Annotated in this window: 12 protein-coding genes; all 12 read left to right on the forward strand. The window is 63.3% G+C overall.

Going from position 1 to position 13,912, the window contains the following annotated elements; all coding sequences use genetic code 11:
• The first annotated feature begins 471 nt into the window (after positions 1–471).
• The 12 genes from AC5P53_RS14895 to AC5P53_RS14950 all read left to right on the forward strand — a co-directional run bounded on the left by AC5P53_RS14895 (position 472) and on the right by AC5P53_RS14950 (position 13,828).
• Positions 472–1,140, forward strand: coding sequence for a hypothetical protein (locus AC5P53_RS14895; RefSeq protein ID WP_241886831.1), 669 nt, complete (start codon positions 472–474; stop codon positions 1,138–1,140).
• A gap of 114 nt (positions 1,141–1,254) precedes the next feature.
• A complete protein-coding gene (locus AC5P53_RS14900) occupies positions 1,255–1,914 on the forward strand; it encodes a thermostable hemolysin (protein ID WP_495202623.1) in 660 nt (219 codons plus the stop codon).
• Complete coding sequence (locus AC5P53_RS14905) at positions 1,911–3,401, forward strand: AMP-binding protein (RefSeq protein WP_495227448.1); 1,491 nt, start codon at positions 1,911–1,913, stop codon at positions 3,399–3,401. Before AC5P53_RS14900 ends, AC5P53_RS14905 begins: the two co-directional genes overlap by 4 nt.
• Entirely contained in the window at positions 3,398–4,072 is a 675-nt protein-coding gene (locus tag AC5P53_RS14910) for an iron-containing redox enzyme family protein (protein ID WP_133050543.1), read from the forward strand. The genes AC5P53_RS14905 and AC5P53_RS14910 overlap by 4 nt, the downstream gene beginning before the upstream one ends.
• A complete protein-coding gene (locus tag AC5P53_RS14915; RefSeq protein WP_133050544.1) occupies positions 4,072–4,932 on the forward strand; it encodes an SDR family oxidoreductase in 861 nt (286 codons plus the stop codon). The genes AC5P53_RS14910 and AC5P53_RS14915 overlap by 1 nt, the downstream gene beginning before the upstream one ends.
• On the forward strand, positions 4,913–5,575 hold the full coding sequence (locus tag AC5P53_RS14920) for a tetratricopeptide repeat protein (RefSeq protein ID WP_309250475.1): 663 nt from the start codon (positions 4,913–4,915) through the stop codon (positions 5,573–5,575). The genes AC5P53_RS14915 and AC5P53_RS14920 overlap by 20 nt, the downstream gene beginning before the upstream one ends.
• Before the next feature lie 24 nt (positions 5,576–5,599).
• Positions 5,600–6,274 (forward strand): response regulator transcription factor, encoded by a 675-nt coding sequence (locus AC5P53_RS14925; protein ID WP_495227449.1) that lies wholly within the window; start codon positions 5,600–5,602, stop codon positions 6,272–6,274.
• Positions 6,275–6,291: 17 nt separating this feature from the next.
• The gene (locus AC5P53_RS14930) at positions 6,292–7,680 is read left to right on the forward strand and encodes an ATP-binding protein (protein ID WP_241887020.1); all 1,389 of its coding nucleotides are present in this window, start codon (positions 6,292–6,294) and stop codon (positions 7,678–7,680) included.
• Between the two features lie 224 nt (positions 7,681–7,904).
• Positions 7,905–9,347, forward strand: coding sequence for an EAL domain-containing protein (locus AC5P53_RS14935; protein WP_241886830.1), 1,443 nt, complete (start codon positions 7,905–7,907; stop codon positions 9,345–9,347).
• A 149-nt stretch (positions 9,348–9,496) separates the two neighbouring features.
• Positions 9,497–10,486, forward strand: coding sequence for a sensor domain-containing diguanylate cyclase (locus AC5P53_RS14940; protein WP_241886829.1), 990 nt, complete (start codon positions 9,497–9,499; stop codon positions 10,484–10,486).
• 183 nt (positions 10,487–10,669) lie between these two features.
• Positions 10,670–11,797 (forward strand): hypothetical protein, encoded by a 1,128-nt coding sequence (locus AC5P53_RS14945; protein WP_241886828.1) that lies wholly within the window; start codon positions 10,670–10,672, stop codon positions 11,795–11,797.
• 51 nt (positions 11,798–11,848) lie between these two features.
• On the forward strand, positions 11,849–13,828 hold the full coding sequence (locus AC5P53_RS14950; protein ID WP_241886827.1) for a choline BCCT transporter BetT: 1,980 nt from the start codon (positions 11,849–11,851) through the stop codon (positions 13,826–13,828).
• The last annotated feature ends 84 nt before the right edge of the window (positions 13,829–13,912 follow it).

A 13,912-nucleotide genomic window follows, 5' to 3' on the forward strand; every position in this document is an offset into this window, starting at 1 on the left:
CATGCCCGGTCAGTGGACAAGATCCCCGTCACCCTGCAGGCTGGGCAAGTCAGTTCGACGCCACCATCTACATCGACAAGTCCGCATCCCCGAAACATGCGTGACTCGTCCCCACATGCGCCGCACTTGGCCTGAAGCGTCTCGACGCGCTCGATCGTTCCGTTGAGGCGCAGCAAAGGACGGATCCTCAGGATCCGAAAAGCAGCTGGAGAGGTCATGTGTCGTGCCGGTCAGGGGCTAGACACGGAGGCGAAGGATTCGCGCCCAAGAGGAGCCAAGTGCGGCCAGCGTACAGCATAAATTGTTAAGAATCCTCAAGTTGACTTCACCCGTTGGTGCCGGCGCGAATGTCCTGGCGGGGACTCGACTCAGCAAGGCCTACCGCAATGGTTTGGCCTACAGCTGCACTTCATTCGGGCCCGGGCGGCTGGGAGAGTAAGCTCACCTTCAACCATTGGACCGGGCGCGCTTATGGATCTCATCAGACTGCTGCGATCGCTCGAGGAGTTCCTCTATGAACTCGTAGGGTGGCTGGTGTTCTATCCGCGGACCCTGTGGAGAGTGCTGGCGCAGCCGGGCGAGGTAGCGCACTACACGCGTCGAGAATTCTCCAAGGATCCGGAACATCGATTCGCCGATGCCATCAGCCCTGTGCTGATGTTGATTCTGTCAGTGGTGCTGGCGCACGCATTGGAAATGTCTACGCGCACCGCCCCCCTCGCAGTATCAGGACCGGTGGGCAAGCTGCTGTTTGGAAGCGAGCAGGGGCTGCTGCTCACCCGTTCGGCGGCCTTCTGCATCTTCGCCCTGGGGGCGGCGCTAAGCACGCTGTGGCGACAGCGCCTGCCCATCAACCGCGACACGCTACGGGAGCCCTTTTCCATACAGGCGTTCATTGCGTGCCCGTTTGTGATTCTGCTTGCAGTTTCGCAGGCAGCGGGCTCTGCTGGTGGAGACATTGCGCATGGCTGGGGTGTGGGGATCGGAGCGCTGGCAGTTGCATGGTACTTGTGGGCGCGCACGCGCACCTTCGTAGCACTGAACGGCACGGGGTACCTCCAGGCATTTGGCTTTGTACTCGGCTCCTTCCTGGTGACGCTGGCCCTGGTCGTCGCACTGACGCTCGCGTTGGTTCTCTAGATCAAGAGACCGGGTTAGCAGCCGAGCCTGAAAACGAAATCCGATCAAATGACTAACAATCGGCTAACAACGGCCTAATTCTGCCTTAATCGGTGCGATTCAGGATGCTGTCCCATGGACATGATCCCAGCGCCGATTCCCATGGCCCCGCATCCGGGCAGATTTGCCGAAGCAACCCTCATCGGGCCTGATCATCCGCTGCGTGGTCAGGTGCAGTCCTTCATCGCCGAGACCTATCGTCAGCGCTTCGGCGCGGAGATCCGCGAGTTCATGCCACAGCTGCTGGCCTACCGCGATTCGCAGGGCGCACTGGTGGCGGCAGTCGGGCTTCGACACGCAGACAGTGGCCCGCTGTTTGTGGAGCACTATCTGGATGCGCCCGTCGAGGCCGTGCTGGCGCAGCATCTTTCCAGTGCGCCTCAACGAGCACAGATCGCCGAGGTGGGCCACTTTGCGGCCACGACGGCGGGCATCGCACGCGAGTTGATCTTGCAGCTGGCATGGGTTCTGCGCGCCGCCGATGTGGATTGGGTGATGTTTGTGGCGACGCAACAGCTGCGCAACGCGTTCGTCCGTCTGCATCTGGCACCGCTCGAACTGGTGCCCGCGCGTGCCGAGCGCATGGGCGACAGCGCGGGCGACTGGGGCCGCTACTATGAATCGCAACCGCGCGTGATGTGCGGCGATACCCGCGAAGGCATCGCCTTTCTTAGCGGAAAGGCCTGCTCGATAGACCCAATGGATACGGCCAGTTCCGTGGGGGTGGCCGGATGAGTGTTGATGCACAGCACGTCCTGCGCCTGCTGCAGCAGCATAGCCAGCCAGTGCTGACCGCTCAGGAGACGCTGAGTGCGTCCGAGCTGCGGTCTCGCGTAATGGAACTGACACAGTGGCTGCAGCGGACAGGTATCACCTGCGTTGCCAGTCGCCTGGACAACGGCCCCGACTGGGTGGTGCTCGACCTGGCCCTTCGCATTGCCGAAGTGGTGCACGTACCGTTGCCCACCTTCTTCTCGGATGAACAAGTGCAGCACGCACTGCAGACCAGCGGTGCCCAGCTGCTGGTGCTGGCGGAGGGCGCGCCGCCGCCGTGCGGGATCACGGCCGCACCAATGGCGTTGCCGACACTGAGTGCGCACGGCTTAGGCCTGGACGCTCCTGCTGGCAGTACCCTGCCGCTTGGCACGGCCTGCGTGACCTACACCTCGGGCAGCACAGGGCGCCCGCGCGGCGTATGCCTTTCTGCCGGAACGTTGATGGCCACCGCCGCGTCATTGGCAGACGCCGCAGGTGACATCGCACCACGCCGGCATCTGTGCCTGATGCCGCTGTCGACGCTCCTGGAGAACGTCGCAGGATTGTATGCGGCGTTGTTGTCGGGCGCCGAGATCGCGCTGCCGTCCCTGCAGGAGATCGGTTACACCGGCGCAGCAGGGCTGGATATCCCCATGCTGCTGAGCTGCCTCAATCGTTACCGCCCCGAGAGCATCATCCTCGTGCCGCAGCTGCTTCTGGCCCTGGTCATGGCGGCAGAGCAGGGCGCTGAACTGCCAGCATCACTGCGATACCTGGCCGTTGGGGGAGGCCGGGTTTCTCCCGGTCTTCTGTCGCGGGCACGGCACCTGGGGTTGCCGGTGTTCGAAGGCTACGGCCTGACCGAGTGTGGGTCGGTGGTGTGCCTGAATCGTCCTGGTGCCCAGCGCGATGGCACGGTGGGGCGGCCCCTTCCACACGTGAGGGTGCAGATCGTGGACGGAGAAATCGTGGTGTCCGGCGCGCGTGCACTGGGCTATCTGGGCGACGAGTCGCTGCCGGAGGGGCCGATCCACACCGGTGATCTGGGACACATCGATGCCGACGGCTTCGTGCATGTGACTGGGCGGCGCAAGAACGTCTTCATCACGGCGTTTGGCCGCAACGTGTCGCCCGAATGGGTGGAGAGCGAACTGCTTTCGCACCCGGCCATCGCGCAGGCCCTGGTCTGGGGGGAAGGGCAGGCCGACAACCTGGCATTGCTGGTTCCGCGCATCGCGCAGCAGGGCTCCGGCGCGCTCGACGCGGCGCTGTCCACCATCAACGCCGGCCTGCCCGACTACGCGCGCATCGCGCGCTACGTCACCGTCGCGCCATTCAGTGCGAACGCCGGCCTGTTGACCGCCAATGGTCGCATTCGTCGCGAGGCCATCCTCGCCCACTACCAGGCAGAGATCGACGCCGCCTACCGGCGCCCTGCGTTCAGCACCATCGGAGACCCTGCATGAGCTTCCACGATCACCTTCTTGCCCAGACCGCCAGCGAGCGCCAGTCGCTGCTGGAGATTCCCATCATCGGCGATGCACTGGCGGGCCGCATCGACCGCGACGACTATTTGGCGTTCCTGCAGCAGGCGTACCACCACGTGCGCCACACGGTACCGCTGCTGATGGCCTGTGGCTCGCGCCTGCCTGCGCGCCTGGAATGGCTGCGGACCGCGATCGGTGAGTACATCGAAGAAGAGATGGGCCACCAGGAATGGGTACTGGACGATATTGCAGCTGCCGGTGGTGATCGGTCCGCTGCTGCAACATCCGAACCCGCACTGGCCACCGAACTCATGGTCAGCTACGCCTACGACACCATCCAGCGCGGGAACCCTGTGGGCTTCTTTGGCATGGTACTGGTGCTGGAGGGCACCAGTGTGGCGCTGGCAACGCAGGCTGCAAACACCCTGCAGACGTCGTTGGATCTTCCGCGCAACGCCTTCAGCTATCTGCTTTCGCATGGCGATCTCGATATCGAGCATGTCGGCTTCTTCAAATCGCTGATGGACAGGCTGGATGATCCTGGCGACCAGCAGGCCGTTGTCCACGCGGCACGCCGCTTCTACGTGCTGTACGGCGATATCTTCCGCACCCTGCGCAGTGGCGGTGCGCGTATGGCGGAGGCGGCCTGATGGACCTGCGTGGACGTACGGTCGTTCTGACCGGAGCCAGCGGCGGAATCGGAAGGTTGCTCTGCGGCGGCCTGGTGGGCGAGGGCGCGCAGGTCGTGGCGGTGGGGCGGGGCCGCGATCGGCTGCAGGCGCTCACCGACACGTTGCCGGAAGGGGGTGTCATACCGGTCGTTGCCGATATCGGCACGGCGGCGGGCCGCGGCACGTTGCTGGCGAAAATCGATGCGCTATCCAGGCCGCCTTCGGTGCTGGTCGTAGGCCATGCAAGCGCCGCCTTCGGACTGTTCGGCGCGCAGACCGAACAGGCGTTGGAGCAGCTGATGCAGACCAACCTGGTTGGCTCCATGCTGCTGATCCGCGCCTTGTTGCCGTTGTTGGAGCGGCAGTCGCACGCCAGCGTGGCCGTTCTCGGCTCGACGTTCGGCAGCCTGGCCTTCCCGGGTTTTGCCGCTTACAGCGCCAGCAAGTTCGGATTGCGCGGCCTGGTCGAAGGACTGGGCCGCGAGTATGCCGGCAGCACAGTCAAGTTCCAGTACCTCTCACCACGCGCCACCCGCACCGATTTCAACAGCGGCGCCGTGGATGCCATGAACGCTGAACTGGGCGTTTCCCACGACTCGGCCGAGAAGGTCGCGACGGCCTTGTTGCAGGCACTGCGCTCTGGCAATCCGCGCTTGCAGATTGGCTGGCCAGAGCGGCTGTTCGCCCGGTTGAACGGCCTGCTGCCCGAGCTGGTGGACCGTAGCCTCCGCAAACAGTTACCCATCGTCAGGCGCCACGCCAGCAGTGGCACCACCGCAGCGAGTTCTTCCGCATCCCCTCCCAGCAAGGACACCTCCCATGAAGCGCACGCAGGGTAAGACCATGTTCTATCTCATTCTTATTGCCGCCGCCGTATTGGTCGGGGTCGCTGTGGCTGCCGAACCATCAGTGCCGGTGGCGCAGATCCGTGACCGCTGGGCCCAGATCAACTACCAGACGCCCAAGCCGCAGCGCGAGGCGGCGTTCATGGCCCTGTCCAAGCAGGCCGCGCAAGCCCGGCAAGCGGCCCCCAGGGATGCCGGTGCGCTGATCTGGGAGGGCATCGTGCTGTCCAGCCTTGCGGGCGAAAAAGGTGGCATGGGCGCACTCAGCCTGGTCAAGCAGGCCCGCGCCGATTTCGAGGCCGCGCTGAAACTGGATCCCCGGGCCCTGGATGGTGCGGCGTATACCAGTCTGGGCGCGCTCTACTACCAGGTTCCGGGGTGGCCGCTGGGCTTCGGGGATGACGATCAGGCGCGGCAGATGCTGAAGAAGGGGCTGGATATCGACCCCAATGGTATCGATGCCAACTATTTCTACGGCGACTTCCTGCGCGATCAGAAGGAGTGGGGCCCAGCACAGGCGGCGCTGCAGAAGGCACTGGCAGCACCAGCCCGGCCAGGAAGGGATGTGGCCGATGCCGGCCGCCGGCATGAGATCGAAGCCAAGCTGCACGATGTGATGGGCCATCTTGCAAAGTGAAGTCCGCGACTGGACACTGCCTTCATGCGCATCCTCCTCGTCGAAGACGACCGCTCCCTGGGTGAAGGCATCCGGACCGCACTTCGACGGGGCGCCTTCGCCGTGGACTGGGTGGAAGACGGTACGGCCGCACTCCTGGCTGCGCAGGATGGGGATTTTGATCTGGTGGTGCTCGATCTGGGTCTGCCACGGGTAGACGGCATCGAAGTGATCCGCCGCCTTCGGGCGGCGGCAAACCCGGTGCCGATTCTGGTCCTCAGTGCCCGTGAACGCCCGGCCGACCGTACGCTCGGGCTGGACGTTGGAGCAGATGACTACCTCGGGAAGCCCTTCGATACCGCCGAGCTGCTGGCACGCGTCCGCGCGCTCGTCAGGCGCAGCAGCGGACGTTCGCATCCCACGCTGGACGCCGGTGACCTCCATCTTGATCCGGCGACGCTGGAGGCGCGATGGAAAGGACGGACGCTGGATCTGACCCGCCGCGAGTTCGCGCTGCTGAGATTGTTGATGGAGCAGAACGGGCGGCCAATGGCGCGAGAAACGATCCAGAAGCACCTCTACGGCTGGGATGAGGACGTCGCCAGCAACGCGGTGGACGTTCATGTGCATCAGCTGCGGCGCAAGGTCGACCCTGCGATCGTGCGTACCGTGCGAGGCATCGGGTATGCGCTGGGGCAGTCGCCGGAGCCGGATGCATGAGGTCGATGCGACGCACCCTGCTGCTGACCCTGCTGAGTACCCTGGCGGTTCTGATGGCCGTGGCTGGATTCTTCAGCTATCGCGCCGGCCTACAGGAAGCGGGGGAAATGTTCGATGCCCGGCTGGTGCAGTCCACGCGGGTACTGATGGGCCTGGTAGATGAGCCGCTAAGTGATCTGACTGCGTTTCCGGGCGACCCCATTGTGCTGCATGGTTGGCACGGGCACGCTGAAGGCGTGGGCGACGCGCTTGCGTTCAGCGATGGACATGCCTACGAGAGCAAGCTTGCCTTCCAGGTGTGGGACGCGAAGCAGCGCCTGTTGCTCCGCTCGGATAGTGCTCCCACCCGGCCACTGGCTTCATTGGTGGCCGGGTACGCCAGTCCCGTGATCGACGGCGAACAATGGCGCACCTTCACGCTGCAGACCCGTGGGGGCCGATGGTTCCAGTCTGGCGAGCGGTCGGACATCCGCGAAGAGTTGGCCGAAGATATTGCAGGAGGCACCTTGCTGCCGTTGTTGCTGGCGCTGCCACTGATGGCGCTGGTGATCTGGTGGAGCGTCAATTACGTGACCCGCTCGCTGCAGAGCGTCTCGGACCAGATCGGCAGGCGTGATCCCGAGCGCATGTCGCCACTGGACGCGGCTGACGTGCCGCGCGAGGCGCGAGGACTGGTGCAGGCAGTGAACGGTCTGCTTGGGCGATTGAACGAGGCACTGGCGCGTGAGCGGCGGTTTGTAGCCGATGCCGCACACGAGTTGCGCACACCGATCAGTGCGCTGAAAGTGCATGCAGACAATGCACGCATGGCGCCGGATGATGCAGGAAGGGTTCGCGCACAGGAGATGGTCAGCGACTCAGTGGCGCGGCTGGAGCGCCTTGCTTCGCAGCTGCTCACACTCAACCGCGCAGAAGCCGTATCCCGATTGACTTCGGTGCGCCTGAGCCTGGATGGCTTGGTCGGCATGGAGGTGGATGCGCTGCGTCCTATCCTTTCCGTAAATCGACAGTACATCGAACTGAAGCTGGACAGCGCGGAGATCAGGGGTGATGAGGCCGCGCTGAGCGCGCTGGTTCGCAACCTGCTGGAGAACGCCGTGCGTTACACCCCCGTCGGCGGTCGCATGAATGTCTGCGTGATGCAGGAGGAGGGCAGGGTGTTTCTCATCGTCGCCGACAGCGGTCCCGGCATCGCCAAGGAAGAGCGCGATCGCGTCTTTGACCGCTTCTACCGAACGCTGGGGAGCCGGGTGCAGGGCAGCGGGTTGGGGCTGTCCATTGTCAGGGAGGTGGCCGATGCCCACGGCGCGGGCGTGACGCTGGGCACCTCTCAGAAACTGGGCGGGCTTGAGGTGAAGGTGAGCTGGCCAGCAGGCTCGGCGTATCAAGGCGCCACTGACAGCTGATTGCCAGGTGACCGCGCCTGGCAGGGCCGTCAGGTGTACTGCACTGCTGCCCTACATGCTGCGGCATGCGCCAAATAACCGACATTTGGGTGTCCTGCGTTGCTTTGATATTCTCCGGCATGCCGCCTCGCTCCAGCACGTGACGCCCTCCAAAGGCTGAGCTGCCATTGCCAAGCACGGGCGGATTCAGGCTAGTGGATGGGCAGTCAGAGGAGCCTCTGGTGATGAGGGATGGCGCGGTACACGCTGGGCTTGGGGTCCTGAAATTCAAAGGCGCAGCTCGCCGCGACAAGGTGTCGGCCATACTGTCCCTCGCAGGAATCTCCTGCATCTGCCTGGGCCTGGCCTGGACATCCTGTTACCTGTACTTCGGTCGGGCCGAACTATCCATTGTGTTTGTTGGCTTGATAGCCGTCGGCATCCTCGCGCTGCTACGAAGCAAGCGCAGTGACGGCACATCAATTCTGATCGTCGCCCACGGAGTGCTGGCAGCTGTGTGTGCGATTGCGGCCATTGATGCGCCCATTGCAGGCGTGCCACGTTCGGTTCACCTGTTCCTTCTGCCCTTGGCCGCAGGTGCTGCTTTCACATTCGAAGCGCGCGAACGCTATGGCTCCCTGGTCTTTCCGTTGCTTTGCCTGGCAATGTTTGCAGCGTTTGCGCTGGGGGCACTCGATCGAATTGCACCTGGCATCTCACCGCCAGTAGAGGTTCGCCACTGGGGCGCACGCTTCAACACAGCGATCTCCATGGTGCTTCTGGCGGCGATCTTCGGCATCTACCGACTGGATATCGGCAAGCGCCTGCGCCTGGAGCGTGAGCTCGGACGCGCAGTGCGCAACGGTGAGATAGAGGTTCACTACCAGCCACAGGTGCATGTCGACGCCGACGTGATCGGCGTTGAAGCACTGGTTCGCTGGCGGCATCCGTCGGCGGGCCTGTTATCGCCAGACTCGTTCATACCGCTGGCCGAAGAAAGCGCATTGATCAACGAGATAGGGCTGGAGGTACTTCGACAGGCCTGCGAACTGCTCGATGGATGGTCCGGGCACGTCCATACGCGTGGCATGCGGGTGGCCGTAAACATCAGTCCGGTTCAACTCTTGGGTGAGGCATTCGTCCCCTCGGTAGCCAAGCTGGTCAATCAAAGCGGAATCAACCCAGCCTTGCTGGAACTGGAACTCACCGAATCCGCACTATCCACTGATACGGCAGAGATGATCGACCGAATGCTTGATCTTGAGGCACTGGGCGTGACCTGGGCACTGGATGATTTCGGCACGGGCTATTCGTCCCTGTCCACACTGCGGACCCTGCCCATTCGCAAGCTGAAGATCGACAGGCAGTTCGTGCAGGAGGTCGCCACCCAGGAGAGTGCTCAACGTCTGCTGGGCAAGATTGTTGAGATCTCCCAGGTGATGGACATGAGCGCGCTGGCGGAAGGGGTCGAGACGGCGGAGCAACGCGACCTGTTGATCTCGCTGGGCTGCGAATCTTTCCAGGGCTACTTCTTCGCGCCACCGATGCCGCTGCCCATGCTGTCCGCTTGGCTGGAGGAACGCCGCGGTTTGTCCGTATCGCACTGCACCGGCGAGATTGAGGGGTCGCTGAGGTCGGGCGCTGTCACCTCGGGCGGGAGCGATACAAGCCGCCGCAGCCTGCGTTGACCTGCCGTTGACAGCAAAGGGACAGACTGCGCAGGAGCAAAGGGCGCCTGGGGACATCATGGACACGGGTGAGGGAAGCGATGCCATTCTTCACTGATTCGGACGAGGTTGCGGTTGAGGGCCTGGGGGCTGCCCGCCGGATTGGGTGGATGCGCTTCGTGGGCGCCTCGCTGGCTGCGCTGCCCATTGCATCGGTGGGCCTGGAGCGCAGCATGGGCAGGTCGGCATGCGTGTTTCTTCTGGTCAATGCGTTGGTCTGGCCGGCCATTGCACAGCTGCTGACACGGCACGCCGCCCGGCCCGCTGTCGTGCAATTCCGTTGCATGGTTGTCGACTCGCTGCTGGGCGGGGCATGGATCGCCTTCATGGCTGTCAGCGCTGTGCCCAGCGCGCTCTTCGCTGCGCTGCTGGTGGCAGACAAGATCGCGGCCGGCGGTACACGGCTGGCGCTGAAGGCCACGGCTGCGCTTCTGCTCGGTTTCCTTGCTGCATGGCTTGCTATGGGCACGCCCTGGCAGCCGGCCACTTCTTCCCGAACATTCCTGCTCAGCCTTCCGTTTCTGTTTGTCTACGGGATCGGATTGAGTGCACTGAGTTGGCGTCTTGCGCGCCGGGTCAGGTCACAGAATCGGCAGTTGCAGCGACTCAGCCGAATGGATCCACTGGTGGAACTGGCCAATCGCGGCTATCTCATGCACCGCGCTCAGCAGATGATCGAAGCGGGGCGCGCTCTGGGCCGCAGGGATTGCCTGCTGATGCTGGACGTGGATGATTTCAAGCGCATCAACGATACCTTGGGCCATCGCACTGGCGATGAAGCACTGCGTCGTATAGCCGCGGTCCTGCGCAGCGTGTCACGCCCTGGCGACACACCGGGACGCCTGGGCGGAGATGAGTTCGCGCTTCTGCTCGCCGGGCAGACGCCGGCTGAGGCCATGCTGCTGGCAGAGAAGATCAGGAGCCTGCTCCACGCTGATATGGGCATTGATGCCACAATGCTGGACCTGAGCGTGAGCATCGGCATTGCCGCCGCGCCCACGACGACCAGTGCTGAAGAGTGGCTCGCAAGAGCGGACCAGGCACTGTATGAAGCCAAGCGACACGGCAAAAACACGGCGAGCTGCGGCACGGATTGCTGAGCAAACCTGACGCATCGTGGTCGACGTCAATCGCTGACATCTTGATCGTTGCCGACATCTGACGGAAAGATCGCCTCGTTCGCTGGGAACACTTTCCACCCCTGATGACACGGGACTGCACTGCGTCGGCCGTCGGCCGACGCGTTCTTCACAACATGCAACGTTACACTGGCGCGCTTTCGCATGTGGAACTCGGAGGCAGATAGCCCGATCGTGAGAGTAATTTCCTCTATTGCCATTGCCTTGCTCGCCAGCGTTTCCTTACCCACAGAGGCATCCGAACCTGATCGGAACGGCGATTCCTACTTCAAGCTTGGTGGTGCGGTAAGGTTCAATTACGGCTGGCTCGACTACGGGCCGACCAGCCGCCTTCAGCTTGAACTGATGCGTGCAGACCTTGACGCTGGAACCGGACCGTTTTCCTTCTCTGCCCAATACCGCTGGTACGATGGCTTCGATGCCGTGCATCACGCCTACGCGGGCTGGCAGTTCTCCGATGCTACCCAGCTCAAGGCAGGTATCCAGCAAGTCCCGTTCGGGCTGCTCCCCACCGTTTCGCAGAGTTTCTGGTTCGGCTCCGGCTACTACCTGGGCATCGAGGATGATTACGATCCGGGCCTTGTGGTGATTCACCGCAGCGGCAGCACAACTTGGCATCTTGGCTGGTTCTCCGGAGACGAATACGGGTCCGGGGCTCGCTACGATCGCTACTCCTTTGATGTCGCGCAGACCGAGGCGTTGCCGTATCGCGAGCGGCAACGACTGCATGCACGCGTGGAGAGCGCGCGCGACTGGGGCGGCGGCCAACTGTTGCTGGGCGCATCAGCGTTTGCTGGCAAGGTGCAGAACACTCAGACACGGCGTCACTACGGTCATCAGGGCGCGGCACTCCACGCACAGTGGCAGCGCGATGGTTGGACCGCGCAGTTGCAGTGGGCGCGGTACCGGTATGACGTGCCCGGAGATCGCATCGCAATGTCGGCGTTCCAATCCCCCTTCCAGGTTGCAGCGCAGGCGGATGTGCCAAGCGCCAACATCGCCTATTCGTTCGGCCAGAAGGGCTGGCTGGATGACATCACCTGCTATAACAACCTCAGCATGACCCGCCCGGTCGGGCACCGCGCTGGCCTTCGTGATTCGTGGCAGAACGTGACCGGTTGCAGCCTGCAGAAAGGCATCATGCTCACCTATGTCGACTGGATCGCTGGCCGCAACATGTGGTTTGCCGGTGGTGATGGTATCGGCATCGACGAAGGAGGCCTTTCCAGCTGGCATTCGCGGCTGAACCTCAATATCGGCTTCTACTTCTGATCGGCCTCGCGCAAGCCGCAGGTTTTTCCACCCAATAACACGGAGGTATCCATGCAGAGCACGGCTCCGCAACATCCCCCCGTTCGCCAGCGGATCCTTTCGCAGGTGTTCATTCCCACGGCAGCCATCGTCATCGCGCTGCTGGCGCTTGCCGCCTTCGCGCCCGAAATGGCCACGCGGTGGTTCACCGCGGCCAAGTCATGGGCCGCCAATGATGCAGGTTGGTTCACCATCCTTGCAGTAGCCGGCTTCCTGGTCTTCGTCGTCGGCGTCGCCATCAGCAGTTACGGCCGCATCAAGCTCGGCCCTGACCACAGTACGCCGGACTACAGCTACGGCTCCTGGTTCGCAATGTTGTTCGCTGCCGGCATGGGCATCGGTCTGATGTTCTTCGGCGTTGCCGAGCCCATCATGCACTACGCCACGCCGCCGGTTGGTTCGCCTGAGTCCGCCGCCGCTGCCCGCCAGGCAATGCGCATCACCTTCTTCCACTGGGGCATCCACGCATGGGCGATCTACGCGGTGGTTGCGCTGTCGCTGGCGTACTTTGCGTACCGACACAATCTCCCGCTGCGTGTCCGCTCCGCGCTGTATCCGCTCATCGGCGACCGTATCCACGGCCCGTTGGGACATGCCGTAGACACGTTTGCCGCGCTGGGTACCATCTTCGGCCTGGCCACCTCGCTGGGACTGGGCGTCATGCAGATCAACGCCGGCCTGAACTACCTGTTCGGCCTGGAGGTCAGTACGCTCGTCCAGGTTGGCTTGATCACCGTCATCACACTGGTGGCGACCGGCTCGGTCGTGGCTGGCCTGGACAGCGGCGTACGCAGGCTGTCCGAGCTCAACATGATCCTGGCGGCAGCGTTGCTGGCCTTCGTGCTGGTCTGTGGACCCACCGTGCACCTGATGCAGGCACTGGTGCAGAACACCGGCATGTACGTTTCCCAGCTGTTCTCGATGACCTTCAACCTTTATGCCTACGAACCCACGGGTTGGCTGGGTGGCTGGACGCTGTTCTACTGGGGCTGGTGGATTGCCTGGTCGCCCTTCGTTGGCATGTTCATCGCGCGCATCTCACGTGGACGCACCGTCCGTGAGTTCGTGGTGGGGGTGTTGCTTGTGCCGCTTGGCTTCACATTCCTCTGGATGACCATCTACGGCAACACCGCGTTGCACATGGTGCGGGCGGAGGGCATCCAGCAGTTGGTGCAGGCGGTCTCAACCGACAGCTCGATGGCGCTCTTCGAGTTCCTGGAGCACCTGCCGCTGACCATGCTGACCTCTTCGCTGGCGGTCATCCTGGTTGCGCTGTTCTTCGTAACCTCAGCGGACTCCGGTGCCCTGGTAATCGACATGCTTACCTCGAAGGGTGAGGAGGAATCGCCGGTCTGGCAGCGGATCTTCTGGGCGCTGCTGGTCGGCGGCCTTGCGATTGCCCTGCTGGTGGCCGGCGGCTTGGAATCATTGCAGGCGGCCACCATTGCCAGTGCGTTGCCATTTACGATCGTCATGATCCTGATGTGCTGGGGACTGCTGAAGGCCATGCATCTGGATGCAACCAAGCGCTCGATCCTGCGCGAGGCACGTATCTTGCCGGGTACCAGCGAGGATTGGCGGGCGCGCCTGCGCCTGCTGGCGCACAATCCGTTGAAGATCGAGGTGACCGGCTTCATCGAGCAGCGTGTCATCCCGGCATTGGATGAGGTTGCGGCTGAGCTGCGCAAGCAGGATCTGCCGGTCCAAGTCTCCAAGGAGGAGGATGGTCGTGCGTGGCTGCAGGTTGGCCATGGCGAGGAGATGGACTTCTTCTACTCGGTACGGCCCCAGCCCTATGAGCCGCCGACGTTCGCCCTGCAGGATCCCCGTCGGCCGGTCAGCGAGGGTACCCGTCATTACCGTGCGGAGGTCTATCTGCGGGAGGGCGGGCAGGACTACGACGTCATGGGATGGACCAAGGTTCAACTCATCCACGATGTGCTCGATCAATACGAGCGCCACCGTCAGTTCCTGGACAAGGTGCGCTCGTAGAATCTGCACACAGATGCCGCCCGGAGTAGCGGCATCTGCCTTGGGTCGGGCATGACCCTGCGTTGACGTGGCCTCGGCGCCCGG

The sequence above is a fragment of the Stenotrophomonas sp. YJH_SMC_82 genome (assembly GCF_059368875.1).